23 protein-coding genes and 2 pseudogenes are annotated in these 25,406 nt (G+C 40.4%); 19 read left to right on the top strand and 6 right to left on the bottom strand.

All coding sequences use genetic code 11. The features are described from left to right. Nucleotides 1–78: 78 nt before the first annotated feature. Nucleotides 79–1,350 (top strand): tyrosine-type recombinase/integrase, encoded by a 1,272-nt coding sequence (locus AC0KVP_RS07650; RefSeq protein WP_473340097.1) that lies wholly within the window; start codon nucleotides 79–81, stop codon nucleotides 1,348–1,350. 409 nt (nucleotides 1,351–1,759) lie between these two features. Here AC0KVP_RS07650 and AC0KVP_RS07645 read toward each other — a convergent pair whose 3' ends face one another. Next, a complete protein-coding gene (locus AC0KVP_RS07645) occupies nucleotides 1,760–1,909 on the bottom strand; it encodes a hypothetical protein (RefSeq protein ID WP_473340094.1) in 150 nt (49 codons plus the stop codon). Between the two features lie 571 nt (nucleotides 1,910–2,480). Further along, the gene (locus tag AC0KVP_RS07640) at nucleotides 2,481–2,687 is read right to left on the bottom strand and encodes a hypothetical protein (RefSeq protein WP_473340090.1); all 207 of its coding nucleotides are present in this window, start codon (nucleotides 2,685–2,687) and stop codon (nucleotides 2,481–2,483) included. A gap of 405 nt (nucleotides 2,688–3,092) precedes the next feature. Here AC0KVP_RS07640 and AC0KVP_RS07635 point away from each other — a divergent pair, with 405 nt between their 5' ends. The 3 genes from AC0KVP_RS07635 (at nucleotide 3,093) to AC0KVP_RS07625 (ending at nucleotide 6,273) form a co-directional block, all read left to right on the top strand. Then, nucleotides 3,093–4,025, top strand: coding sequence for an IS5 family transposase (locus AC0KVP_RS07635; protein WP_473336427.1), 933 nt, complete (start codon nucleotides 3,093–3,095; stop codon nucleotides 4,023–4,025). Nucleotides 4,026–4,689: 664 nt separating this feature from the next. Then, nucleotides 4,690–5,262 (top strand): 1-acyl-sn-glycerol-3-phosphate acyltransferase, encoded by a 573-nt coding sequence (locus AC0KVP_RS07630; protein ID WP_473340088.1) that lies wholly within the window; start codon nucleotides 4,690–4,692, stop codon nucleotides 5,260–5,262. A 261-nt stretch (nucleotides 5,263–5,523) separates the two neighbouring features. After that, complete coding sequence (locus AC0KVP_RS07625) at nucleotides 5,524–6,273, top strand: YebC/PmpR family DNA-binding transcriptional regulator (protein ID WP_004980080.1); 750 nt, start codon at nucleotides 5,524–5,526, stop codon at nucleotides 6,271–6,273. 377 nt (nucleotides 6,274–6,650) lie between these two features. Here the strand turns inward: AC0KVP_RS07625 and AC0KVP_RS07620 are convergent, their stop codons facing one another. Next, nucleotides 6,651–7,121: an Lrp/AsnC family transcriptional regulator gene (locus AC0KVP_RS07620; protein WP_004693423.1), complete on the bottom strand. Its 471-nt coding sequence runs from the start codon at nucleotides 7,119–7,121 to the stop codon at nucleotides 6,651–6,653. A gap of 279 nt (nucleotides 7,122–7,400) precedes the next feature. Further along, nucleotides 7,401–8,165, bottom strand: a complete 765-nt coding sequence (locus AC0KVP_RS07615; RefSeq protein WP_473340084.1) for a glutathione S-transferase family protein — start codon at nucleotides 8,163–8,165, stop codon at nucleotides 7,401–7,403. A 380-nt stretch (nucleotides 8,166–8,545) separates the two neighbouring features. Between AC0KVP_RS07615 and AC0KVP_RS07610 the strand changes: the two genes are divergently transcribed. The 10 genes and pseudogenes from AC0KVP_RS07610 to AC0KVP_RS07565 all read left to right on the top strand — a co-directional run bounded on the left by AC0KVP_RS07610 (nucleotide 8,546) and on the right by AC0KVP_RS07565 (nucleotide 17,995). Continuing rightward, complete coding sequence (locus tag AC0KVP_RS07610) at nucleotides 8,546–9,748, top strand: SfnB family sulfur acquisition oxidoreductase (protein WP_473340082.1); 1,203 nt, start codon at nucleotides 8,546–8,548, stop codon at nucleotides 9,746–9,748. Between the two features lie 10 nt (nucleotides 9,749–9,758). Beyond that, the gene (locus AC0KVP_RS07605; protein ID WP_473340080.1) at nucleotides 9,759–10,982 is read left to right on the top strand and encodes an SfnB family sulfur acquisition oxidoreductase; all 1,224 of its coding nucleotides are present in this window, start codon (nucleotides 9,759–9,761) and stop codon (nucleotides 10,980–10,982) included. After that, a complete protein-coding gene (locus tag AC0KVP_RS07600) occupies nucleotides 10,982–12,400 on the top strand; it encodes an LLM class flavin-dependent oxidoreductase (RefSeq protein WP_473340076.1) in 1,419 nt (472 codons plus the stop codon). Before AC0KVP_RS07605 ends, AC0KVP_RS07600 begins: the two co-directional genes overlap by 1 nt. 22 nt (nucleotides 12,401–12,422) lie before the next feature. Then, nucleotides 12,423–13,097: pseudogene (locus AC0KVP_RS07595) on the top strand (MetQ/NlpA family ABC transporter substrate-binding protein); the annotation flags it as partial. Further along, nucleotides 13,096–13,539: pseudogene (locus AC0KVP_RS07590) on the top strand (MetQ/NlpA family ABC transporter substrate-binding protein); the annotation flags it as partial. The pseudogenes AC0KVP_RS07595 and AC0KVP_RS07590, both read left to right, overlap by 2 nt. Before the next feature lie 11 nt (nucleotides 13,540–13,550). Next, entirely contained in the window at nucleotides 13,551–14,621 is a 1,071-nt protein-coding gene (locus AC0KVP_RS07585; RefSeq protein WP_473340073.1) for a methionine ABC transporter ATP-binding protein, read from the top strand. Beyond that, nucleotides 14,602–15,261, top strand: a complete 660-nt coding sequence (locus AC0KVP_RS07580) for a methionine ABC transporter permease (RefSeq protein WP_004693438.1) — start codon at nucleotides 14,602–14,604, stop codon at nucleotides 15,259–15,261. Before AC0KVP_RS07585 ends, AC0KVP_RS07580 begins: the two co-directional genes overlap by 20 nt. Before the next feature lie 257 nt (nucleotides 15,262–15,518). Then, nucleotides 15,519–16,229, top strand: coding sequence for a haloacid dehalogenase type II (locus AC0KVP_RS07575; RefSeq protein WP_473340069.1), 711 nt, complete (start codon nucleotides 15,519–15,521; stop codon nucleotides 16,227–16,229). A 145-nt stretch (nucleotides 16,230–16,374) separates the two neighbouring features. Further along, nucleotides 16,375–17,466 (top strand): redox-regulated ATPase YchF, encoded by a 1,092-nt coding sequence (ychF, locus tag AC0KVP_RS07570; protein WP_004693442.1) that lies wholly within the window; start codon nucleotides 16,375–16,377, stop codon nucleotides 17,464–17,466. Between the two features lie 190 nt (nucleotides 17,467–17,656). Continuing rightward, entirely contained in the window at nucleotides 17,657–17,995 is a 339-nt protein-coding gene (locus AC0KVP_RS07565) for a hypothetical protein (RefSeq protein ID WP_473340065.1), read from the top strand. A gap of 58 nt (nucleotides 17,996–18,053) precedes the next feature. Here AC0KVP_RS07565 and AC0KVP_RS07560 read toward each other — a convergent pair whose 3' ends face one another. Continuing rightward, the gene (locus AC0KVP_RS07560) at nucleotides 18,054–18,593 is read right to left on the bottom strand and encodes an Mpo1 family 2-hydroxy fatty acid dioxygenase (RefSeq protein ID WP_473340063.1); all 540 of its coding nucleotides are present in this window, start codon (nucleotides 18,591–18,593) and stop codon (nucleotides 18,054–18,056) included. Between the two features lie 117 nt (nucleotides 18,594–18,710). Here AC0KVP_RS07560 and AC0KVP_RS07555 point away from each other — a divergent pair, with 117 nt between their 5' ends. Then, nucleotides 18,711–19,406 (top strand): Crp/Fnr family transcriptional regulator, encoded by a 696-nt coding sequence (locus AC0KVP_RS07555; protein ID WP_473340060.1) that lies wholly within the window; start codon nucleotides 18,711–18,713, stop codon nucleotides 19,404–19,406. 174 nt (nucleotides 19,407–19,580) lie between these two features. Here the strand turns inward: AC0KVP_RS07555 and AC0KVP_RS07550 are convergent, their stop codons facing one another. Beyond that, a complete protein-coding gene (locus tag AC0KVP_RS07550) occupies nucleotides 19,581–20,063 on the bottom strand; it encodes a hypothetical protein (RefSeq protein WP_004693449.1) in 483 nt (160 codons plus the stop codon). Between the two features lie 101 nt (nucleotides 20,064–20,164). Between AC0KVP_RS07550 and AC0KVP_RS07545 the strand changes: the two genes are divergently transcribed. From AC0KVP_RS07545 to glnD, 4 genes are all read left to right on the top strand, one after another. Beyond that, entirely contained in the window at nucleotides 20,165–20,917 is a 753-nt protein-coding gene (locus tag AC0KVP_RS07545; protein WP_004693451.1) for an AzlC family ABC transporter permease, read from the top strand. After that, complete coding sequence (ygaH, locus tag AC0KVP_RS07540; protein WP_473340057.1) at nucleotides 20,914–21,261, top strand: L-valine transporter subunit YgaH; 348 nt, start codon at nucleotides 20,914–20,916, stop codon at nucleotides 21,259–21,261. The genes AC0KVP_RS07545 and ygaH overlap by 4 nt, the downstream gene beginning before the upstream one ends. 221 nt (nucleotides 21,262–21,482) lie before the next feature. Further along, a complete protein-coding gene (gene purT, locus AC0KVP_RS07535; RefSeq protein ID WP_473340055.1) occupies nucleotides 21,483–22,697 on the top strand; it encodes a formate-dependent phosphoribosylglycinamide formyltransferase in 1,215 nt (404 codons plus the stop codon). A 28-nt stretch (nucleotides 22,698–22,725) separates the two neighbouring features. Next, complete coding sequence (glnD, locus tag AC0KVP_RS07530) at nucleotides 22,726–25,392, top strand: [protein-PII] uridylyltransferase (RefSeq protein ID WP_317113369.1); 2,667 nt, start codon at nucleotides 22,726–22,728, stop codon at nucleotides 25,390–25,392. The last annotated feature ends 14 nt before the right edge of the window (nucleotides 25,393–25,406 follow it).

The following is a 25,406-nucleotide window of genomic DNA, read 5'->3' as shown; positions in this document are numbered from 1 at the left end:
TTACTTGTAGTCCTATAGTAGACGCTAGAAATTATTGTGCTATATTGCAAAGTATTGCAATTGGTAGTGATTCTAGCGATGTCATCATCCAGAGTAAAGCTCACAAAGACACTTATTGACCAACTCGAAATGACTCCTGCCATTTATCGTGACATTGAACTTATTGGTTTTGCTATTCGTGTCAATTCAACCTGTAAAACATATATTGTTGAAAAGAAGGTTCTTGGTAAGACAGTACGGTCTACAATTGGTCTACATGGCAATCTAACACTTGCACAGGCGCGAGACATTGCCCGGGACAAGCTTGCTCAAATGACGCAAGGCATCAACCCAAACGAAATGAAACGCAAAGCAATCGCGGATGAGAAAGCTAAAACAGACCTATCAAGAAGTAAACCAACATTAAAAGCAGCTTTTGATAATTATTTGTTCCATAAAACCTTAAAACCAAGAAGTATTAAAGATTACAACATCGTGATTGATGACTATTTAAAGGATTGGAATAATTTAAAGCTGGATGATATTTCTCGCACTATGATTCAAGCCAAACATATAGAGCTATCACAACGAAGTAAGGCTCAAGCTAATATGGCAATGCGCGTTTTTCGTGCCATTTATAATTATTCAGTTGAGCATTATCTGGATGAAAATGATAAGCCAATTCTTGATGCACACAATCCGATTAAAACCTTAAATGCTAAAAATGCTTGGAACAAAATTAGACGACGTAAGACTTATATCAATGAGGACCAAATACCTGATTGGATTAAAGCTGTATTTCAGTATAAAGATCGTGGCCAACAATTAGAAACTAACCGTGATTTTTTACTGACTTTAGTTTTGACTGGATTTAGGCGCGAAGAATGTGAGTCACTTCCTTGGTCCAGTGTTGATTTAAAGTATGGCCGCATTACATCTATAGATCCTAAGAATGGTGAACCCCACACATTGCCGATGGGTGATTTTCTACTTCAATTAATGAAAAAACGCCACTCTCAAGCGACTACAGAATGGGTATTCCCTTCTGCCAAATCGACTTCTGGTCATATTGTTAATATTTCCAAAGTACGTCAGAAAATCAATAAATCCTGTGGTATTGAATTTAGTTTTCATGATCTACGTCGAACATTTGGCTCTATCGCTGAAAACTTGGATTATGGTCGATACACAATTAAGCGCTTACTCAACCATAAAGAAGAAGATGACCGCGATGTAACTGCAGGTTATGTGCAAGTTAGCGAAAGAAAATTACGTGAAGCAATGAATGCTATTGAGGACATTGTTTTAGGTGAATATAAATCAATAGTTGTTAATAATCAAAAATATTGCATAACACACATAGAAAAATGACAGGATAAATGTGCCTTTTTTATTCTTAGATTGTATGCTTAAAATAATTCGAAACAGTGCTTGCTTTCCCCGTCCTAAACCTGATTAATTAGATTTTCCAAATAATTTTTTCTTTTTTACAACTTTAATGTAAAGCAAATAAAGACAAATAATTAACGTGGTCATCAAGATTCGGCCATATATTCTTGGATAACTGAACATCACTCCCAACTAGACTGTTTCTTCTACATATCCTATCCATGCTCAATAACTACATGAGCTGGGGCTGTATCCTTTTCTTTGGCTCTAGGTAACGGTTTAGAGCACGGCTTTTAGATGGGTGCTTTCCCATTCACATCCATAAATTACTTCCATTAAAAAACCACCTATTACAGTGGCCTTTGTTAAATTCATAATGCTAAGCAAGAAATTATTCCTTAACAGCTTCATCGCTGTCTTTATTTGATTTTCCACATTTGACTAAATTTTTACATTTAGATTTTTGTGGATCCTTTTTATAAGACTGGTAGCAGCATCCGATTGCTATACCAGCTCCTATCAGAGCTACGGTTTTTAACATAGTACTATCCTTTGAGTTAAAAATAGAACTCCATATTATGGTCACGTTCAGCTGTTACATTCCAACCCAGCTTTTTATTAGTTTTGTTATTTCAACTTACACATGGTTTCATGCATAAATTATTGATTTATGAAAACTTCATATCCAAGTATTATTTCGCTATAGTTTGTCTATCCTATAAAACCAAATAATAAAAGCCCCACTAATAATACATCTTAAGCGAGGTTTCATATGTCGTAATTCATTCGGCAAGCTATTCAACTTTTTTCAAGCAATCACGGCACTCTTTTACATCACCATCAAACTCAATTGCACCATGAAATCTAAATAAACACATTAATAATCGGAGCATTACGTTCTCCTATCATCATTTATTTGTTGAATATTTCTTACACATACTAGCTGGTGGAGAATGCCTGTAGCACAGCTTTTTGAACAATTTTATCAAAATTTGATTGTGATAAATTTTGTGTAGCAGTCCGTTTTGCTCTATAACAACAACTCGCCACAACTCCAATACCTAACAAAGTTAATAGCTTCATTGCTTATTCCATCCAAGTAGAATATTTAACTAAAAAATATCACTTAGGTTTGTATCTATCCAACCTTGTTTTGATAGATTATTGTTCATTAGGTAAACAAAAAGCTCATCGCCCACAATGTATTTTTGTTTGATGTAATTTGATGATTTATTCTTATCAACCTCACTCGCATTGAACCGAAATTTACCTGAAACCACTACCTGACCATCGAGGTCGCCACCAATACAGATATTCATATTATTCTGCCTGTTATGGGTAACGACTTTACTATAGCACAAACAAAATAGCCAACTATATGGTGAGCCTTTCAGGCTTGCTCTCGCACAACCATATTCGCTTAAATGTCACTCGTGCTGTTCAACGCTACTCTGCTGACTTGACAAAACTGCTGGATAAACACAATATTTTTTCGGCTTTCACATTTCGTTTCAATAGTATGGCAAGACATCACTCTCAAAACTGAATTCCCCAGAGTTCATTGCACTAACCTTTCATATACCTCAAGTTTGACTACAAACGAAATGATGTGAAGAAAATAGAACTCCTTTCTCTAAGTCAACAGCTAAAACTGTGTTTTACACAAAAAGGGCTTTGTTGCACAAACCTACCGATAAAGTCTTATTCGGCAATATAATTCGCAAATGAATAAGCCCACACCTAAAATCTATCGTACAACCAATTGGTCTTCTTATAACAGTGCATTAATAAATCGAGGAAATCTCTCAATTTGGTTCGATCCCAAGACTCAATGGTACGCTCAACCCAAAGGTAAACATGGTCGAAATCAAACTTATTCAGATACAGCCATCCAATGCTGTCTGATGATCAAATCCCTATTTCGATTGTCTTTACGCATGGTCACTGGCTTTGTGCAAAGTCTCATTCATCTTTGTAGATTAGATTGGACAGCACCAGACTATTCCACCATCTGCAGAAGACAAAAGCATATTGATATTGCAATTAACTATCAAAAAAGCAGTAATGGTCTCCAGCTACTCGTCGATTCTACTGGCTTAAAGTTTCTAGGCGAAGGTGAATGGAAGCGTAAGAAACACCAACCTGAATATCGTCGCCAATGGCGTAAACTTCATATTGGTATAGATGCTGAAACCCTTCAAATACGCGCTATTCAACTCACTACAAATAATGTGAGTGATTCACAAGTGCTTGGTGATTTACTCGATCAGATTCCACAAGATGATCAGATTGACTCTGTTTATACCGATGGAGCTTATGACACCAAGCAATGCCGTCAGGTCATTGCAGATCGGCAAGCGCATGCGGTGATTCCGCCAAGAAAAAATGCGAAACCTTGGAAAGATACAAAGATCAGCTCGCTAGAGCGAAATGAATTACTTCGAACAGTTAAACGTTTAGGCAGGACACTATGGAAAAAATGGTCAGGCTATCATCGGCGAAGTTTGGTCGAAACTAAGATGCATTGCATCAAATTATTGGGGGATAAACTCAGTTCGAGAAACTTTCAAAGCCAAGTCAATGAGATGCATGCACGTGTAGCAGTATTAAATAAATTCACAGAGTTAGGCCGACCTCACACCCAAGTTGCCACTTAAATTTGAGTAGATATGGGAAATCTTAATTTTTAAATCTTTGTGCAACAAAGCCGTTCAGCATTAAAAACTACAAATCTGGACTACAAGTAGATGTATAGTAGGCGCATGATTATTTTCATAGCTTGTGATAAATCGTCACATATTTCAATTTAAACAAAAATCCAACTCTCAAAAAGCTGAATCACATACTAAGACTCAAAAACGCTTATAAATACTGGAATAATAAAATTTAATTCAATTGGATAAAAAACTAAATACCAGCTTCTTCTTTTTTTCGTGACTCAATAAAAAACTCAATAATTGACCATACAACAACCAAAGCAAAGAGGCCTATTGCACATAAAAAAGTCGAAAGATAAGCCATTTTAACAATCCTGAACTTTGTTAAACCAAAGTGAAAGTGTGAAAGTGCACACTTTAGTCTTAGACCAAAGTCTAATCTGTCATTTCGTTTATGAATAGTGGTATTTTCATTTTCATCATATTTATTTTCTATTCGATTAGATTTAAAACATCTTAATGCTCCATTTCCACCCTTCACTTCTTCAACTACTTAGGATTCAAGCCCATTCATAAAAGCGGCAAGTGCAATAAAGTAGGACTTGACTCAAACCGCAAACAAGCAGACATTAGCCTCTTTAAAAAACACTTGTATTTTATGGTTATGTTAAAAAAATTCATTGGTGAGTCTGCGTTTAAACTCGCAGGCTGGAAATATCATGTAGAACCAAATGTTTTGGAAGACAAGCAAGTCATTATTGGATTTGAACATACTTCTATGATGGATGCTGTGTTGTCACTGGCGATTTTTCAAATCTACGATATGAAAATCCACACCCTGATTAAAAAAGAATTATTCAAAGGGCCAATGAAGCCCATACTCGAAGCCATTGGTGGTATCGCGGTCGATCGTAAGTCAAATAAAGACATTGTGTCTCAAATGGTTGAACACTTTAGCCAAAATGAAAAATTCAATTTAGTCATTGCACCTGAAGCAACACGTGCCAAAACAGGTGAAGTACGTAAACCTATTCGTACTGGGTTTTGGCATATTGCTAAAGCAGCAAATGTCCCTATTGTACTGATGTACGCGAACTCAAAAACCAAGCAAGGCGGTATTTTTGGAAAAATCTATCCAACAGACCTAGATCATGACTTAGCGCTTATTAAAGCACTTTATAAAGAGCATGTTGGTTTAGATATTGAAATTCCAGAACCTAAAACTGCTACACAATAAGGTCGTTTAACTAACCTAAAAGAATCTGAAGACGCTATTCTTTTAGGTCTCTGTGAGAGTTTCCCAACAGTTAATTTTTAAAGTGAACTGCCTCACACGGTAAATTTTAAATAACTGGCTTTATTTCAAACAATTTTAATTCTTTTTTTGTTTGTTCAGGCGATTTTCAGAAAAACACCTACTTTCGCATAAAAAAGTGCTTATGGTAGAATTTGCACAATTTGATAGGCACAAAGCCAATCTACAAGGAGCATATTTCGCATGGCGGGTCATTCCAAGTGGGCCAATATTAAGCATCGTAAAGCAAAACAAGATGCTAGCCGTGGTAAACTTTTTACCAAATTTATTCGTGAATTAACAACTGCTGCAAAGCTTGGCGGTGGTGATGCTGCAAGCAACCCACGTCTTCGTGCAGTTGTAGAAAAAGCACTTTCTGTGAATATGACACGTGACGTCATCAACCGTGCAATCCAACGTGGTGCTGGTGGTGAAGATAACGACGATTTAAAAGAAATTACCTACGAAGGTTATGGTGTTGGTGGAGTTGCAGTTATTGTAGAAACCATGACTGACAACTTAAACCGTACTGTACCGGATGTCCGTCACTGTTTCTCAAAAACAGATGGTAACTTAGGCACAAACGGTTCAGTTGCTTTCTTGTTCACAAAACGTGGTGAGATCACTTTTGAAGATGTATCTTTAGAAGATAAAATCATGGACGTGGCACTTGAAGCAGGTGCTGAAGATATCGAAGTAGATGAAGATGAAATCTTAGTCATTACTACACCTGAATCTTTTGGTGATGTGCAAGATGCTTTGACTGCTGCAGGTTTAAAATCGGACAATGCTGAAGTGGTCATGAGCCCTTCAACTAAAGCCGAAATCACCGATATCGATCAAGCGAAAAAGATTATGAAAATGATTGATATGCTTGAAGATTTAGATGATGTACAAAACGTATATACCAACGTTGAATTCTCTGACGCGGTATTGGCAGAATTAGACGCCTAATCTACTGCTTTAAAAAAATGCGTTCTCAAATATAACTTTGAGAGCGCATTTTTTATGGCTGATTGAATACACTTTCAATAAATTTTGCTTTTTTAAATCGATATTCATCGTTAAATGTTGACTGTCTTGCTTTAATTGGTTACACGCCGCCACTAATTTTTGATTTCCCAACAAGCGATCACGAAAGATCAGAAAACTTTACCACCGAGCGTTTTTCACGACCAATTGAATAGTAACATCATCCTGCTGTAGCTAGCACCTCTAACATACACAGCTCATGTGCTCTTCATTAGGACTAAAAGTTATGTCTGATAATATGCAAACTTTTGAATGCAGGAAGCCTAATACTCATTAGGCTCATATAAGTTCAGCGTGACTTAGACTTTGCTCAACAAACCACTACAGTTAAAAACGTTATATTCTTTAATCACAAAGCTTGAGTGCAGTGCCACCACATGTTCGATTTTACCAATGCGTTTGAGTAAAATATCACTGTAATTTTCCATATCTCTTGCCACAACTTCAACAATAAAGTCTGCCGACTGCCCTGTCACTAAAAAGGCATTGGTCACTTCAGGAATATTTTCTAGCTCTTCTAAAAACTTGGAAAAAGTGTCGGTATCGTGCTTGCTCAAAGATACTTGTAGCAAAACATGTAGACTAAAACCGAGCTTTTGATAGTTAATATCACGCTTAACTTTGGTCATAATGTCGTTATCAATGAGGTGCTTAATACGACGATGTACTGAACTAACCGATAGATTAATACGCTCTGATAATTCGTTTAGATTGATATCTTCATTACTTAAAATTTCTAAAATTTGCTTATCAAAACGATCTAATTCCATTATTTAACTCTCATGACAACTTATGTTTATAGGTGTTTATTTCATATTAAGCATTTCAAATGAAAGATAAAGCTTATTTGCAATTTTTTTCATATATTTTCAGATTAATAAAAAGATATCAGCTTTTTTAGATAAAGAGTGCCATGATCTTTTACAAAGTTATAAATAGACTGAGAAAATTTCTATTTAGCTTATATAAATCATGATATTGAAAATACAAGAAAGGCAAAGGCTGTCTGTGTCACACATCACCTTTGCCTTGTTTGGCTTAAGCTTATTTTAAACGCCGCGCCAGTCGACTCGAGCATTGCGCTCGGTTTGATAGACTCTTAAAACATACTGCCCCAAGGGTAAATTGGTTAAATAGGTTTTATAAGTACTAAATTCTTCAGATAGACTTTCCTCATGGTCTTTTTCCCAAGGTGTCCCTTTAATCTCCAGCACAGGCGCCAACATCGAACACACAGCAATATCCGCCAAACCTAAACGATCCCCGACAAAGTAACGTCCATGATTAGCAATTAACTTATCATTCAATACTTCAATTAAACGCTGCATTTCAGCTTTGGAATGCTCTATTTTCTCTGCATTCAACTCATAGCCTTTCGACATCAATGTTTTCATTAAAGGTTTGGTGTATTTTTCAAATTTACGTAAATACCCCTTTTCGCCCAACATAATCTGTAACGATTGATCGTTATCGGACAATGCATGTGCCAATCCCCAACGACGCACATGCAATCCCAAGTCATTGGCTAACGCATTAACATCTAAAGCCTCTTTACGAAGCTGTGCTTCATTACGTAACAGTCGATGTTCTGGATAACGCTCATCAAGATATAGCGCAATCTCAGTGGTATCAGCGACCCATTTGTCCTGATCACGCAAAATAGGCAATTTATTTTGACTGGTCTTTAACTGTGCAAAAGCCCGGTGAACCCCAGGCACCACATTTTGTGCGACAAAATCTAGCTCTTTATGATCGAGCAACCAGCGAGCTTTCTCACAAAAATGAGATAAAGGAAACTGGTATAAAGTTCTCATAAATGCTCCACATTTATTTTTCTATTTTGGCTTTTCAGAAAAGCCATCTATTTCAGTTGGATACTTTAGTCACTGTATTTAGGATTTACAATGTACTTTTTACTCAAAACTGCCTAGCAAATGTTCAACAGCCTTTATCAAATTTATACGTTTTTTTCTCTACAATATCTCAAATCTTGATAAGTAAGACTTTAATCATACTATTTACCCCACCGTTAAATTAGTTATTCCTTATTTTTCAAATTCTTAACATATCTTATAAATGATTAAACTTAGCATATTTTATTTTTAACTTTTTAGCTGCTAAGTAATTCAAAATCCTTCATTTAATCATTCAAGCAATCCCAAGTAGCGTATAGGCATTAAGTAAAGGTGCTTTTATGTCTCATACACTCTCTAAAAATATTCACGTGATACAAAATGATCAGGATGCGATTAATGCAGCCTATCATGTCGCTGACTTTGCCTTAGAAGGTCGGGATCAACGTGATCAGAACCGTCAGCTTCCTTTTGCTGAAGTCGAGTTATTTAGCCAAAAAGGATTAGGCGGTATTCGTATTCCTCAAGCTTTTGGAGGCGCATTTGTTTCCAACAAAACCTTAGCTCAGGTTTTTCGCATTATTAATAAAGCCGACTCAAGTGTTGGCCAAATTCCACAAAACCAAATTGCGCTGCTCAACATGATTGATATCTTGGGCAACGAACAACAAAAACAGTTTATTTTTAATGAAATATTAAACGGCAAGCGCTTGGCCAATGGCGGCCCTGAACGAAATACCAAAGACACTAAAACTCTGAGTACAACATTAAACATTGAAAATGGTCGTTACTATGTCGATGGTGAAAAGTTCTACTCTACAGGCAGTAGCTTTGCGCATTGGTTAGCCATTAAAGCCATTCACCCTGAAGGATATGTGGTACTGACGCTTGTTGATGCCACAGCACAAGGTGTGGAAGTCATCGATAACTGGAACGGTTTTGGTCAGCGTACAACTTCAAGCGGCACAGTAAAATTACAACGGGTTGAAGTCGATCCACTACTTATCTTTGATGAGCGGAAACTGGCTGAAGACGTCAATTATCGCGGTGCTTTCTCGCAGTTAATGCAAGTTGCGATTGATGTCGGTATTGCAGAAGCCGCATTTGAAGACACTTTGTCAGCAGTTAAAAAAGCCCGACCAATTGTCGATGCACAAGTTGAGAAAGCCAGTTTTGAACATTACACCTTACAAGAAGTCGGCAAATCCGCTGTCCTGTTGGATGCCGCTATCCTACTGCTCGATGAAGCTGCTGAATATTTAGATGTGCTCGACCGACTGAGCGTTGTCAGTGCCGAACAAGCAGCTAAAGCTTCCATTCTAGTCGCCGAAGCTAAGGTCTATGCCAATGATGCTGCACTACAAATTTCTGAAAAACTCCTAGAGCTTGGCGGCAGTCGTTCGAGCCTAAGCCAACATAATTTAGATCAACATTGGCGCAATGCACGTGTGCATACCTTACACGACCCGATCCGCTGGAAGCTGCATGCACTGGGTAACTACTATTTGAACAACACTTTCCCTGCTCGCCACGCTTGGATTTAAGGAGAACGTCATGACTTCATTTCAACCTATTCTTCCACTTCAATCCCAAAACGCGGCATATGCACATATTATTCAAAGCGATGCCGAAGCCTTAGAGATTGCCAAAAATTTAGCTGAGCAGTTTAAACATCAGGCCATCCAACGTGATGCGGAACGTATTTTGCCTTTTGAGGAAATCGAAGCCTATAGCCAATCTGGGCTTTGGGCTATTACTGTTCCGAAGGAATTCGGGGGCGCAGATGTTTCCAGTTATACGGTCGCGCAAATTATCGCACTAATGAGTGGTGTAGATGGTTCGATTGGACAAATTCCCCAGAACCATTTCTATGCCTTAGAGGTTTTACGTAACAACGGTACTGAACAACAAAAGCGTAAACTCTATGCAGAAGTGCTCAAAGGGGCACGCTTTGGTAATGCCTTGGCAGAGTTTAAAACTAAAAACGCAACACAAAAACAAACTGCACTCAGCCAAACTGAACAAGGCTATGTGGTCAATGGTGAAAAGTTTTATTGCACAGGCAGTCTGTTTGCAGACCGTATCCCCACCTTAGTCAAAGATGCCGATGAGAAAGAGTTTCTGGTCTTTATCCCACGGAGTAGCTCAGGACTCGAACTGATTGATGATTGGTCTGGTTTTGGTCAACGCACCACAGGCAGCGGTACAGTCAAATTCAATCATGTCGCTGTAGATGCCGAAGATATTGTTCCTTTCGATACCGCTTTTTCTAGGCCGACTCTGGTTGGGCCTTTCGCCCAAATTATGCATGCCTCCATTGAAACAGGCATTGCACGTGCTGCTTTTGAGGAAACACTGGTTCGTGTGCGTCAGGCTCGTCCGTGGATTGACTCTGCTGTTGAACAGGCAACCGATGATCCTTTAACACAGTTTGAACTAGGACGCGTGGTTGCCGATGTACGCGCCAGTGAAGTCTTACTCAAACAAGCAGCTCGCTCAATCGATGCAGCACGTCCTAATCCAACCATTGATAGCATTGCAAAAGCTTCTCTCGATGTAGCGAAAGTTCGTGCACACAGCACAGAAACCGCTTTAAAAGCCGCTTCGAAATTAATTGAACTAGCAGGCAGTCGTGGTAGTCAGCGTGAAGATGGCTTAGACCGTTTTTGGCGTAATGCCCGTGTTCACACGCTACATGATGCGTCACGTTGGAAATATTACTTCATTGCCAATTATCTTCTTAACGGTGTACTTCCGCCACGCAGAGGGACATTGTAATGACACTATCATCTCAAAATAAAAACGCGAAACATATCATTCTGAATGCTTTTGATATGAATAGCGTAGGTCATATCAATCACGGTTTGTGGACACACCCACGTGATGAATCACATCGTTTTAATGAGCTCAGCTATTGGACAGACTTGGCGCAAACTTTAGAGCAAGGTTTATTTGATGGTTTGTTTATCGCCGACATTACAGGTGTCTACGATGTTTATCAAAACGGTCTGGATTTAACCCTAAAAGAGTCGATTCAGCTTCCAAGCCATGACCCTAGTACACTCGTTTCTGCTATGGCTGCTGTAACACAGCACTTAGGTTTTGGCGTCACTGTGAATTTGAGTTATGAGTCGCCTTATCAGTTTGCACGGCGCTTTGCGAGCCTCGACCATTTAACCCACGGTCGTATTGGTTGGAACATTGTCACGGGTTACTTAGACAGCGCAGAACGGTTAATTGGTCAAAAAGGTTTAAAAGATCACGACTTGCGTTATGAACAAGCTGAAGAGTTTCTCGAACTTTGCTATAAATTTTGGGAAGGTTCTTGGGAAGACGATGCCGTACAAAAAGATAAATTAAACCGTGTCTTTACCGATCCTTCAAAAGTTCATGCCATCCAGCATCAAGGCAAATTTTTCCAAAGTCAGGGCATTTTTCAAGTTTCTCCATCTATTCAGCGGACGCCTGTGCTTTATCAAGCGGGCGCTTCAAGCAAAGGCTTAGCTTTTGCAACTCAACATGCTGAAGCCATGTTTATTGGTGCTGACACGCCTGAAAAACTGAAACAGCAAGTCGATAAAATTCGTGCGCTTGCATTAAGCCATGGACGTGATGAACAGGCCATTAAACTCTTTGTTGGCATTAGTGTAGTGACGGCAGAAACGGACGAACTCGCACAAGAAAAACTGGCCGAATATATTCGCTATGCCAGTCCAGAAGCAGGTTTGGCGCATTTTTCCAGTTCAGTCGGAATTGATTTAGCGCAGTTCACAGATGATGAAGCGATTCCTTATAAACAAACCAATAGCATTGCCTCGGTCAATAACAAATTTAAAGAGCAAAAAGTTACCCGAGCAGATTTAAAAGCCCAGCATGTACTCGGTGGGCGCTATCCACTGATCGCCGGGAGTGGAAAAACTGTAGCAAAAAAACTCATTCAGCTCTTAGATGAAACTGGCATAGATGGCTTTAATCTCACACGAACCGTCGCCCCAGAGTCACATCAAGACTTTATTCGTTGGGTTATCCCAGAATTACAAGAGCGTGGCCGTTATAAAACCGCCTATGAAACAGGTAGTTTACGCCACAAATTATTCGCTCAAGGTGACCGACTGGCCGCAGACCACCCTGTACAGCAGTATCGATGTCAAAGCTCGAGCTCTCATCCTAAAACACAGCAAAAACAAACCGCATAAATTTTAAAATACGAGAAATATCATGGCTCAAACTGCAAAAACAAAATTTACCGTTATTGGGGTAATTGTCGCCGCTATCGTCATTGCACTAGTGGCTTGGTCTTATCATAAAAAATCGAGCAACACTGAACTGGTGATTGGCATCAGCCCACCCTTTGCCAATCCATTAAAGGTGGCTGTGGAGGAAGCGAAACAGCAAGGCATCAACGTCAAACTAGTCGAGTTTTCGGATTGGAATACCCCCAATATTACTCTCAACCATGGTGATATTGATGCCAACTATTTTCAGCATCAGCCCTTCTTAGATAACGCCATCAAAGAAACTCAATTTAAACTCAAAGCACTGGATAAAGGCGTCACTACACACGTCGGTTTATATTCAAAAAAATATGACTCGATTGCTGCGATTCCTGAAAATGCACGTACAGTTATTCCAAATGATCCAGTGAATCAAGGTCGTGCGCTTTTACTGTTACGACAGGCTAAATTAATTAGCTTAAAAGACCCAAACAATCATCTATCTAACCTGCAAGATATTGTGAGTAATCCTAAAAAGCTTCAGTTTATTGAAGTTGAAGGTCCACAAACTGCACGTGCCATTGATGATGCTGACTTGGTCTTTAGCTATCCACATTATTTACGTCTTGCAAAAACCATCGACCCAAATGATGCGCTGATCTTAGATGACAACACCAATACCCACTCAAGCACGTGTGGTCATCCCCAATGACCCAGTGAATTCGGCACGTGCTCTGATTTTACTGCATCGTGCGGGTTTGATTCAGCTCAAAGACATTAACAATGAACTGTCTACCGTAAAAGATATTGTGAGCAATCCTAAACAGCTTCAGTTTATTGAAGTAGAAGGCCCACAAACTGCCCATGCGTTTAATGATGCCGATTTAATTTTTGGCTTCCCGCATTATTTAAAAATGGCCAAGGTCACAGATCCGCATCATGCCCTTTTTCTTGATCCTATAGACAAAAAATACGCCATCTTATTTGTGACACGTAAAGACTATCCAGACCAAAACCAAAAACTTGCGACCTTTGTGCAAGCATTCCAAAACTCAAAACACGTTCAAGAAATTTTAGACCGTGATTTTGGCCAAGGTCTGTGGTTTGAAGGCTGGAAATAAGGAGAAAAAGAATGGTCAGCTTTGGTTCTCATGTGGATTTTTCAATTCCACATATCAAAATTCGTAACTTAAACAAACACTATGCAGTACAAGGGCATACTGTACATGCACTCAAAAATATTGACCTCGACATCCCGACAGGTAAAGTGTTTGGCATTATTGGCAAAAGTGGCGCAGGTAAATCTTCCCTGCTCCGCACATTAAATGGTTTAGAACGTATTAGTGAAGGTCATATCCATATCCATCAGCAAGACTTGGCAACATTGAACCATGCGGAGCTGATTCAGCTCCGCCAACGCATTGGCATGATTTTCCAGCATTTTAATTTAATGTCTGCCAAAACAGTTTATGAAAATGTCGCACTGCCCCTCAAAGTGGCCAATTATCCCAAACAAGACATCGAACAACGTGTCAACGAGGTTCTCCAGTTGGTCGGGCTAAGCGATAAAACTCAACATTACCCATCACAACTGTCTGGCGGTCAAAAGCAGCGCGTGGGCATTGCTCGTGCATTGGTTCACCATCCTGAAATTTTGCTCTGTGATGAAGCGACATCTGCTCTCGATCCAGAAAGCACCTCTGTGGTGCTGTCCTTACTCAAAGAGATTAATCAAAAGTTGGGTATTACCATTGTATTGATTACCCATGAAATGCAAGTGATTCGGGAAATCTGCGATCAGGTCGTGGTCATCGATGCTGGTGAAATTGTGGAATCAGGCGAAGTTTGGTCAGTGTTCTCTCAACCCCAACAAAGCATTACCCAAGAACTACTGAATCTAGAACAACTCGATTTGCCCTTTCGCTTAAATGCTGAACCTACGCAGCTCGATACACATGCCATTTTCAAAATTCGCTCGACTTCAGATGCGCATCATCCCCCTGACTTAAAACATATTTTGGATCATTTCCCACAAACTGTGCATTTGTATCAAAGTCAGTTCGACACCATCCAAAACCATTTAATTGGAACATTGGTTATTGCTGTCCCCACACTGGGCTTAGAAATTCAATCGCTACTACAAAAACTAAAAGCGCATGTGACACATGTAGAGGTACTGGGCTATGCACGACCAACTCATTGATTTATTACTGACAGGCACTATCGACACCTTAATCATGGTCGGTGCATCTGCATTTTTTGCCTTACTCATTGGTCTGCCAATGGCAGTAGTTCTAGTCAGCACCTCTGAGCATGGCATTTATCCCTCTAAAAGTATTAACCATAGCTTAGGCTGGTTGGTGAATATCACCCGTTCCGTTCCCTTCCTGATTTTGATGGTGGCCCTGATTCCACTCACACGTTGGATTGTAGGCACCAGTTATGGTGTTTGGGCAGCAGTTGTCCCTTTAACCTTAGCAGCAACACCCTTTTTTGCACGAATTGCAGAAGTCAGTTTACGCGAAGTGGATCAAGGGTTGATTGAGGCTGCGCAAGCCATCGGCTGTAACCGCACTCAAATCATTTGGCATGTGTTGTTACCTGAAGCTCTACCAGGAATTGTCGCAGGTTTTACCGTGACCATTGTGACCATGATTAACTCCTCTGCCATTGCAGGTGCCATTGGTGCAGGTGGTTTAGGCGATATTGCCTATCGCTATGGTTATCAGCGTTTTGATATGCAAATCATGTTGGCCGTGATTGTCGTGCTCGTGATTTTGGTGATGTGCGTGCAAGCAATTGGAGACAATCTGGCAAATCAACTCGATAAGAGGAAAGTTTAATCCCATCTCCCCCATAAAGTAGAGCACTATACTGTCCACTCACGTTTTCTAGCTCCCTCCTTTTTCTAAGGAGGGTGTTTCAATATGAAGTTCACTACCCATTTATAATGGCTTTTGATTTATGACAGCAATCTAATCAACTGAATCAACACTGTTTTTCTTTCAAATTCACATAAAAAATATGGCTCTCAATATACAGATAGAAATGAATAGGTTATAAAACATAACCAAAAAAGATTAAGGAAAATCTTTCCATTATGAACCATTATCCAAAAATTAAAGTACTCGCTTTCGACATCTTTGGAACTGTTGTGGACTGGCATTCTTCAATCGTCCAAGAAGTGGAACGTCTAGCCTTGAACATCGATGCCAACCAATTTGCATTAGACTGGCGAGCAGGCTATCGACCTGCAATGGATCAGGTTTTGTCAGGTCAGCAGCCGTGGATCTCCATTGATGATATTCACCGTCTCATTTTGGATGAGCTTTTAGCGAAATATCAAATCTCCACACTGTCCGAAGCACAAAAGAATGATTTAAACTATATTTGGCATCGTCTCAACCCTTGGCCAGATACAGTCGCAGCACTCAATCAATTAAAACAAGATTATATTATTTGCACCCTTTCAAATGGCAACATTCGCTTATTGGTCGATCTGGCAAAGTACGCAAATTTGCCTTGGGACACTATTTTCTCTGCTGAAAATTTCAAAGCTTACAAACCCTCTCCCCAAACCTATTTAGGTGTCGCAGACTTACTTAATGTTGCACCAAGTCAAATGATGATGGTTGCCACCCATCAAGATGATCTTGCCGCAGCGCGTAGCTGTGGACTTCTGACAGCTTATATTGAACGCCCCTTTGAGTATGGTGTGGCCCAATTAAAAAACTCCAGCCGATGTATAGACAATGATCTACATGCAACTGACCTCTTAAATCTGGTTTCTTTATTAAAAGAAAAGGCTTAAAAGGCTCGTACATAGGGCTTAAATGAGGAAGTTCTGCCCACAACATGATTTACAACTTTGATTCTTCTCCCCTGACACCTGACTTTGTCATGGCTTTCATGTAAAATCACTGGCAATTTTTATATAACACGTTGTGAGTTATTTCATGGGTTTTAATTGCGGTATTGTCGGCTTGCCGAACGTTGGTAAATCTACACTTTTCAATGCATTGACTAAAGCTGCTATTGCTGCTGAAAACTTCCCATTCTGTACCATTGAACCAAACACAGGCATCGTTCCTGTGCCAGATCCACGTTTAGACAAACTTACCGCTATTGTAAAACCTCAGCGTGTCATTCCTACAACGATGGAATTTGTGGACATTGCAGGTTTAGTTGCTGGTGCATCTAAAGGCGAAGGCTTGGGGAACCAATTCCTTGCAAACATCCGTGAAACGGATGCGATTGCTCACGTTGTACGTTGTTTTGAAGATGAAAACGTCATTCACGTTAACGGTAAAATTGACCCGCTTGATGACATCGCAACCATCAACACGGAACTTGCACTTGCTGACCTAGAAACTGTGACAAAAGCAGTGACTCGTTTAGCAAAATCTGCAAAAGGTGGCGACAAAGAAGCACTAGCAACCAAAGCGGTTTTAGACAAAATTTTACCTTTACTTGATGAAGGTAAACCTGCTCGCGCAGCTGACCTAGACGACGACGAACGCAAACTGGTTCGCGGTTTTGGCTTAATGACTTTAAAACCAACCATGTATATTGCAAACGTTGCAGAAGATGGTTTTGAAAACAACCCACATTTAGATGCTGTTAAAAAACTTGCAGCTGAAGAAAATGCAATCGTAGTTCCACTTTGCAACCAAATCGAAGCTGAAATTTCACTGCTTGAAGATGAAGACCGGGCTGAGTTCCTTGAAGCTTTAGGCATGGAAGAGCCGGGTCTAAACGTGGTAATTCGCGCTGGCTACGGTCTTTTAGGTTTACAGACTTACTTCACGGCAGGTGTACAAGAAGTTCGTGCTTGGACCGTTAAAGTGGGTGCAACCGCACCACAAGCGGCTGGCGTGATCCACACTGACTTCGAAAAAGGCTTTATCCGTGCTGAATGTGTTGCTTATAACGACTTCGTTCAATACAACGGTGAAGCAGGCGCGAAAGAAGCAGGTAAATGGCGTTTAGAAGGTAAAACGTACATCGTTCAAGACGGTGATGTTCTACACTTCCGCTTTAACGTATAAGTCGTTCCGAGTATAAAAAAACCCGATACCAATCGGGTTTTTTTATAAGCTTAAATCAAGCTTAAAAATAGCATTAAATAACATATGAACACCTGATCCGTTTGGATCTCACACAATATTCTAACTTCTATTCTTTTACATTATCGCTAATTTAATCACAGGCACTAATGCCTTCATTGAACAAACGAAAATGAAAAAAATCAGCACATTTATTGCAGCAGGTTTATTCACAACGCTTAGCGCTACAGCATTTGCATGCCCACAAGGAACAACACTGTCGGGTGGTACAAGTGCAAATCATAAAGGTGGTAAGTGCGTCGCAACCATGAACGTGACGAAACATGATCAGGCAATGAAACAAGACAAAACAGCCAAACATGATCCAGCCATGAAGCAAGATAAAATGGTGAAACATGATTCAATGAAAGCCAATGATATGACCAATAAATCCCATAAAGATGCTCATGCTCCAAACCCGAATACACCCAAAGCTCAACCAGATATACATAAAGTCGCGAAGACATCTTAAAACAGCATAAAAAAAGCCAGTGAAATTCACTGGCTTTTTTATCGATAAAATAATTCAGTTAATGTGATGTCACAGAGGCATGTTTATTATCCATTGCAGCACGCTGTTTACGCGCTTCATCTAACATGCGTTGTTCGATGTCTTTTCTAAAACCAAGCATAAACACCATTTCCGCCAAAACAAATAATGGACCTATGGCTAGGCCAACCACATCATCCATAAAGGCCGGTTTTTTCTTCTCATAGAAATGCCCGACAAACTGGAACGCCCAGCCGACGACAAAAATACCAATACTGAGACCTAACCAAAGACCCAAATCAAACTGTGCAAGTTTATACGCCAATGGATAAGCTATGGTATAGATCACCAGCATGATCACACCGAAAATTCGATCTAGGCTTAAGTAGTAAACAATACTCGCTAATATCAAAACCATCGCCAAGGTAATTTCAAAACTGCCCACAGCCATACCAGCTCTCGCGGTTAAGCACATAATTGAAAACACAATCAGCGGAATACCCACAAAGTGAGTCACGATATTTTTATGATCAAGATGATAAGCTGCATACTGACTTAATAATTTTTCTAATTTACTCATACTGTATTTCCTTATTGCATGATATTGATCACGATATAGAATAACTTTAAAGGAAAACAGCCCATCAAGTTGTCGTCGATCTGACAAGTTGCTCGATCAATCACAAAAGGACGCGGAATGCTGGAAGTTCAACATCAACAACAATTACTCAATAACAATTGGTTTGCCAAACTACCACAAGCCTATCAACAGTATATTGTGCAACATGCCAAATATATTGAGGTTGAAAAAGACCAAGCTGTTTTTCGCTCTGGGGATTTATTTGATGGCATCTATGCAGTCTTGAACGGTGCAATTCGCTTAGGTCATGTCGACATTGAAGGTAAAGAAGCAGTTGCAGCAATTGCTGAACCGATTATGTGGTTTGGAGAAATTTCATTAATAGATCAGCAACCGCGTTCGCACGATGCGATTGCTATTCAAAAAAGTACCCTTCTCCATCTACCTAAACGCGATGTTGAAGAATTTATCCAAGCCACCCCAGAATTTTGGTTTCATATTGCCCAACTTGCTTCGCAGAAGTTACGTCTCGCCTTTTTAGAACTGATCGCAATCCAAAGTCAAAATATCAGTCAACGACTGGCTCAACGCTTACTGTTTATTTTAAGCGGTTATGGCAACCATCTCGCGATTACCAATGATGAAATTCATTTATCACAGGAGCAACTGGCTCAAATGCTGATGTGTTCACGCCAAACCATCAACCAAGAACTTCAAAACTTAGAAAAACAAGGGATACTGGCAATTGCTTTTAAAAAAATAAAAATTTTAGATCATGCAAAGCTGCATAAAATGGCACATAGCTCAGAATAGACAATCAAGCTTGCTCCTTAAGAGCGCAATTCATATAGAAGGACTTTATCAAAATATTGCTACTCAATTCTTATATTTTAGTGCATAGGAATATTTTTATTATGTCATTCATTAAAGCTATAACCATAAAAAAGCGAGTTTTAAAAACTCGCTTTTGGTCATGCTATATCGGTCTTAGACACCTACTTTTTTAGGGTCTGTATTGCCTAAACTTGGGTTATCAATTGCGCCCCGACATTGTGCTTTATCACGCTCATAATCGCTCTGTTTCTGTGCAACACTCGAAGAGCCATCTAAGGTCTCACGTGCCCATACTTCTAAGCTGGTCAAGGCTTTACGACACAGTGCGTATTTTCCTTCGGTCACTGAGTCTGTCATTTTGACATTGATACGCCAGTCCGTACTGAGTTTACGTGCAGGATGACGGACTTTAGCTTCAATCTGATCCAGTTGCTTGTTATATACCAAGCCATCTACTTCATTGATAAACACCCAAGCACGCTGGGCATATTCCGTAGCGTCATTGGTAATTTTTGGCGCAGCCTTAATTTCTACTTTTTGTTCAGGAGCCTGCTCTGACTGCCCACAAGCTTGCAAAAGTAAACTGCTTACAATGATTGCAGTCAGCCCTAAAGTACGTAATTCGAGCTTCAACATGGTTAAACGCCTCAACAAACAATTGGGCACTATGCTAGTGAATTCAGTTACAATACACAATCAATTTTGACCTATTGATAAAGTCTTCTTCAAGGTGTGTTGTGTCCGAACTTAATCCCACTCCTGCGCAAGCTGCTGGCTTTTGGCAAGGGGCTAAGGATAGCCAAGCGATTATCTTTACCTATCTGCCTGTTTCTTTTGCCTTTGGTGTCTCTGCAACCCAGTTTGGTTTTAGTGCATGGGAGGCTTTATTTCTATCCTGCTCTATGTACGCAGGCGCAAGCCAATTTTTAGTGGTTGCCCTATTGGGTAGTGGTACGTCTATTTGGATGACTGCCCTCACTGTGATTGCCTTAGATATTCGTCACTTACTCTATGGCCCTGCGCTACAAAACTTAATTCAAGATAAACTAAACCTAAAGAAAACTGCTATATGGTCATGGGGGCTAACCGACGAAGTTTTTGCCTCAGGCATGATTAAACTGTCGCAGCGTCGCCAAGAGTGGTCCGAGTCTTGGATGCTCGGTTTAAGTCTGTTTAGTTGGCTCGCATGGGCTACAGGTTCTTTTCTAGGTGGAATGTTTGCAGACCAAGTCAGTCATTTACCCCAGTTTTTACAAGCCGCTCTAGACTTTCTATTACCTGCCCTGTTCTTAAGTTTCTTATTGGCAGCATTTGAAAAGAAACACACTTTTGTGGTGGCTGTGACCATTCTTGTATCTGCCATTGCCTGCTATTTTATTGACTTATCTGCTGCAATTTTTATTGGTATCAGTTCGGGTATATTTGCAGGTTTGTTTAAACACTACGTACTGAAAAAACCAGACCCTGAACATATGGGAGATCAAGCATGAATATTGAAATTATCTTGGTCGGCATTGTAGTGGGTATTGCAAATTTTGCTTCACGCTTTGGCCCATTCTTCGTCATTCAAAAACTCCAGCAAGGTTCACAAAAGCGCGGTGCTCTATGGTTAAAGATTGCATTGGGTTCGATTGGTATTGCGGCGATCAGTTCAATGCTCGTGGTTGCGACTTTGCCACCACTGTTAGATACACCCAATAAAAGTTTTGCCATGTTAGTCGGCTTCATCGTATTAGCTGGACTTTATTTCAAGTTTAAGCAAATTGTCCCTGCTACTCTCACCGCAGCGCTTAGCTACGGCTTGGTTTACACCTATATTCCTATGCCTTTTTAACCCATATCTTACGTTCATCAAAACTTGAAGTGCTGAGCTGTGCAAGTCATTTCCAGCTTGATTGGAAAAAGTTATTTAGCATCCTTTTGCATAAAAACTTTGACTTTGGAATACACCGCTTTATAAAAAAAATTGTTGGACAATATCATTAATTTATGTGAATGAACCCTGAACACTTTTAAGAGTTCTGCTATGCTAAAAGCCCATAAAATCAAGCATGGATGATTTACATGAGCGTTACTATTGGTACTCCACTCCAGCCTTCAGCATTTAAAGTCCTGCTATTGGGTTCTGGAGAGCTTGGGAAAGAAGTTGTGATTTCTTTACAACGTTTAGGTGTAGAAGTTCATGCTGCTGACCGTTACGATCATGCTCCTGCAATGCAAGTGGCACACTATGCCTATACCTTAAATATGGCAGATGCGACTGCGCTTAAACAACTTATTCAGGACGTTAAGCCGAATTTAATTGTTCCCGAAATTGAAGCCATTGCGACACAAGTATTAGTTGAAATCGAACAAGATAATATTGCAACAGTCATTCCCTCTGCAAAAGCGGTCAATTTAACCATGAACCGTGAAGGTATCCGTCGTTTAGCTGCGGAAGAACTGGGCTTACCGACATCGGCTTACCGTTTTGCAGATACCTTAGAATCTTTTCGTGCTGCATGTGATGACATTGGTTATCCAAACTTTGTTAAACCTGTCATGTCCTCTTCTGGTAAAGGCCAATCCCGCGTAAAAGAATTCTCAGAAGTAGATGCTGCTTGGGAATATGCACAAACAGGCGGTCGTGTAAATCAAGGGACAGTGATTGTAGAATCTCAAATTGATTTTGATTTTGAAATTACGCTATTAACAGTACGTTCAAAAAATCCTGAAACAGGTGAAATTGAAACATCGTACTGCGACCCAATTGGTCACCGCCAAGACGCGGGCGACTATGTGGAAAGCTGGCAGCCTCAAGCCATGACACCAGCGGCCCTTGACGAAGCAAAGCGTATTGCCAATAAAGTCACCATCGCATTGGGTGGCTGTGGTATTTTCGGTGTAGAACTCTTTGTCAAAGGCGATAAAGTGTGGTTTAGTGAAGTATCGCCTCGCCCACATGACACAGGTCTTGTGACGCTCGCCTCTCAGTTCCAAAGTGAATTTGAACTACATGCACGTGCGATTTTGGGTCTACCTGTCAATACAGCACGTCATAGCGTTGCTGCGAGTGCCGTGATCTATGCAGGTGTGGATGCAAATAACTTATCTTTTTCTGGCTTAAATCTTGCTTTGGCAAACCCAAATACTGATTTACGCATTTTTGGAAAACCAGAAGGCTTTACACGTCGCCGTATGGGCGTTGCAACAGCACGTGCTGAAACAACCGACCAAGCGCGTGAACTAGCGGCCCAAGCTGCTGGACTGGTGAGCGTTCATCAAAATTAAGCGTTGTTAAAATATACGGATACGGTTCATGATCAATACTTCTCCACTGCTTAACTATGTCAGCAGTAATCACGACATCAAAGCGATTAATCAATGGCGTAGTGATGTCGAAAATCAATTACAAGAAAGTTTTGATCATGGCCAATCCATCCGTGATGTCATTTTAACGCGTTCAAATATGATCGATGAAGCACTTATTTTCTTATGGAAATACGCAAAACTCGATCAGACAGACTTAAGTTTATTTGCTGTCGGTGGATATGGTCGCCGAGAGATGCTGCCTTACTCAGATGTAGACATCATGATCTTGTCTGAAGATGAGTTTAGCGAAGAACAAGAAAAGCTCATTTCTGTCTTTATTTCCTCACTTTGGGATGTCGGCAATTTCAAACCCGGTATTAGTGTACGTACCATTGCCAACTGTGTTGAACAAGCAACCTCCGACTTAACAGTTGCCACAGCCCTCATCGAATCTCGTTTAATTACAGGCAATGAACACTTAGCCAAATGGCCACGACGCATTGTTTCACAAACATGGACAGACAAAACCTTCTATGATGCAAAAATGGAAGAACAGGCCAAACGCTATGCACAGCATAACTTTACGGAAAGTAATCTAGAGCCCGATATTAAAAACGCGCCGGGTGGCATTCGGGACATTAACCAAATTGGTTGGATTGCTAAACGGCATTTCCGCGTCAACCGTATTTATGACTTGGTGCACTTAGGCTTTATTTCGGAGTTTGAGTTAGGTGTATTAGAAGAAGCCGAAAGCTTCCTCTGGGAAATTCGTCATCACCTACACCGCCTAGCCAAACGTGATGAAAACCGTTTACTGTTCGACTATCAACGTGATATTGCCGCGATGTTCGGCTATGTCCGTGAAGAAGGTAAATCACCGAATTATCCAATTGAACAATTCATGAAGCGTTATTATCGAAGCGCTCAACAAGTCACCACGCTGAATGAAATGCTGTTGGCTTATTTCAATGAATCTGTGATTACCCCACGCCTACCGAACTATGAGCGCAACATTGAGGAAATCAATGAAAATTTTAAGCTGGTTGATGGCAAACTAGCAGTTCAACACCATAAAATTTTCTCTGAAAACCCAAGTGCTATTTTAGAAATTTTCTATATATTGGCCAATCGACCTGAAATTACTGGCATCCGAGCACGTACGCTACGTCTGTTAATTTTGGCAGCTAAACGTATTGACCAAAAATATAGAGATAATCCTGCGCATCAAGCCCTCTTTATGGCCATTATTCGCTCACCCCATCGCTTGTACGAAACCATGGTAGCAATGAAACGTTATGGCGTTTTAGGTAACTATATTCCTGCATTTGGACAGATTATGGGGTTGATGCAATATGACTTGTTCCATATCTATACCGTTGATGCACATACTTTATTATTACTGCGGAACTTAAACCGTTTCAAAGAACCTGAGTTTGCCAAAGACTTCCCTGTCGTGAGTTCGGTGTTCCAACGTCTAGCACGTCGGGACATTGTCTATTTGGCTGCCATTTTCCATGATATCGCTAAAGGCCGCGGTGGTGACCACAGTGAGCTAGGTGCAACCGATGCGATTGAATTCTGTCGTAGTCATGGTTTTACTGAACGTGAATGCAACCTTGTCGCATGGTTAATCCAAAACCATTTGCTCATGTCTGTCACTTCTCAAAAGAAAGATATTTCTGACCCCGATGTGGTTAAAGCTTTTGCTGAGAAAATGGGCGACATGGAACATCTCGACTATCTATATACGTTGACTGTTTCAGATATCAATGCAACCAATCCTTCTCTTTGGAATACGTGGCGCGCTTCTCTCATGCGTCAGCTCTATACCCATGCACGTGACGTGATCCGCTCAGGTTTAGGCCGTCCTGTGGACTATCAAATGCTCATCGAGGACACCAAATTTTCTGCCAGCGAACAACTGGTCGAAGAGTTTGCACTAGATGATGTCGAAAAAGTCTGGCAAGAACTGGGGGATGAATATTTCCTCAAAGAATCTGCCGATGAAATTGCTTGGCATACACGTGCTATTTTACAGCACGGTGACAACCCTGAACCGCTGGTTTTAATGCGTGCACAGCGTAAATTTGCTCAAGATGCAGTACAAATCTTTATTTATACCCAAGATCAGCCCAACCTGTTTGCAACAACGGTTGCTATTCTCGATCGTATGAACTTGGATGTACAAGATGCGCGTATTATTACCGCAACCAAAGCATTTAGTTTAGACACTTATGTCGTGCTTGACCGTTTTGGTACGCTGCTAACCGACCCTGAACGTGAAGCCAAAGTGCTTTCAGCGTTAAAAGATGCCTTAGCGAATTCAGATAAATATCCTGGGCTCATGCAGCGTCGCATCCCACGTCAGCTACGCCATTTCGACATAGAAAACACTGTTGATATTACGCTGAATGAAGCACTGCAACAAAACATGGTTGAAATTGCAACACTTGACCATCCCGGATTACTTGCCAAAGTAGGCGGACTGTTTATGATGCAAGGTCTAGATATTCACTCTGCTAAAATTGCCACCCTAGGTGAGCGTGCCGAAGATATTTTCTTTGTCACCAAAAAAGATGGTCAACCCATGACCGAAACTGAAGCTGAAACTTTTGCTGCACAACTAAAATCAGCCTTAGATGAAGCCTCTAGTCAGGTCTGTGGTCAACATTAACAATACACACTGGT

Source organism: Acinetobacter sp. DL27 (assembly GCF_055810995.1).
Note: the sequence above shows the minus strand (reverse complement) of the source record. Positions and strands in the feature narration are given on the sequence as shown.

Bases quoted from the DNA above. Each gene is read 5' to 3' on its own strand.
- AC0KVP_RS07615 (WP_473340084.1), bottom strand. From the start codon at position 8,165: ATGAGAACTTTATACCAGTTTCCTTTATCTCATTTTTGTGAGAAAGCT.
- AC0KVP_RS07565 (WP_473340065.1), top strand. From the start codon at position 17,657: ATGAAAAAAATCAGCACATTTATTGCAGCAGGTTTATTCACAACGCTT.
- AC0KVP_RS07650 (WP_473340097.1), top strand. From the start codon at position 79: ATGTCATCATCCAGAGTAAAGCTCACAAAGACACTTATTGACCAACTC.
- AC0KVP_RS07625 (WP_004980080.1), top strand. From the start codon at position 5,524: ATGGCGGGTCATTCCAAGTGGGCCAATATTAAGCATCGTAAAGCAAAA.
- ygaH (WP_473340057.1), top strand. From the start codon at position 20,914: ATGAATATTGAAATTATCTTGGTCGGCATTGTAGTGGGTATTGCAAAT.
- purT (WP_473340055.1), top strand. From the start codon at position 21,483: ATGATTTACATGAGCGTTACTATTGGTACTCCACTCCAGCCTTCAGCA.
- AC0KVP_RS07600 (WP_473340076.1), top strand. From the start codon at position 10,982: ATGACACTATCATCTCAAAATAAAAACGCGAAACATATCATTCTGAAT.
- AC0KVP_RS07635 (WP_473336427.1), top strand. From the start codon at position 3,093: ATGAATAAGCCCACACCTAAAATCTATCGTACAACCAATTGGTCTTCT.
- AC0KVP_RS07640 (WP_473340090.1), bottom strand. From the start codon at position 2,687: ATGAATATCTGTATTGGTGGCGACCTCGATGGTCAGGTAGTGGTTTCA.
- AC0KVP_RS07560 (WP_473340063.1), bottom strand. From the start codon at position 18,593: ATGAGTAAATTAGAAAAATTATTAAGTCAGTATGCAGCTTATCATCTT.
- AC0KVP_RS07645 (WP_473340094.1), bottom strand. From the start codon at position 1,909: ATGTTAAAAACCGTAGCTCTGATAGGAGCTGGTATAGCAATCGGATGC.
- ychF (WP_004693442.1), top strand. From the start codon at position 16,375: ATGGGTTTTAATTGCGGTATTGTCGGCTTGCCGAACGTTGGTAAATCT.
- AC0KVP_RS07605 (WP_473340080.1), top strand. From the start codon at position 9,759: ATGACTTCATTTCAACCTATTCTTCCACTTCAATCCCAAAACGCGGCA.
- AC0KVP_RS07610 (WP_473340082.1), top strand. From the start codon at position 8,546: ATGTCTCATACACTCTCTAAAAATATTCACGTGATACAAAATGATCAG.
- AC0KVP_RS07555 (WP_473340060.1), top strand. From the start codon at position 18,711: ATGCTGGAAGTTCAACATCAACAACAATTACTCAATAACAATTGGTTT.
- AC0KVP_RS07580 (WP_004693438.1), top strand. From the start codon at position 14,602: ATGCACGACCAACTCATTGATTTATTACTGACAGGCACTATCGACACC.
- AC0KVP_RS07630 (WP_473340088.1), top strand. From the start codon at position 4,690: ATGTTAAAAAAATTCATTGGTGAGTCTGCGTTTAAACTCGCAGGCTGG.
- AC0KVP_RS07550 (WP_004693449.1), bottom strand. From the start codon at position 20,063: ATGTTGAAGCTCGAATTACGTACTTTAGGGCTGACTGCAATCATTGTA.
- AC0KVP_RS07575 (WP_473340069.1), top strand. From the start codon at position 15,519: ATGAACCATTATCCAAAAATTAAAGTACTCGCTTTCGACATCTTTGGA.
- AC0KVP_RS07585 (WP_473340073.1), top strand. From the start codon at position 13,551: ATGGTCAGCTTTGGTTCTCATGTGGATTTTTCAATTCCACATATCAAA.
- AC0KVP_RS07620 (WP_004693423.1), bottom strand. From the start codon at position 7,121: ATGGAATTAGATCGTTTTGATAAGCAAATTTTAGAAATTTTAAGTAAT.
- glnD (WP_317113369.1), top strand. From the start codon at position 22,726: ATGATCAATACTTCTCCACTGCTTAACTATGTCAGCAGTAATCACGAC.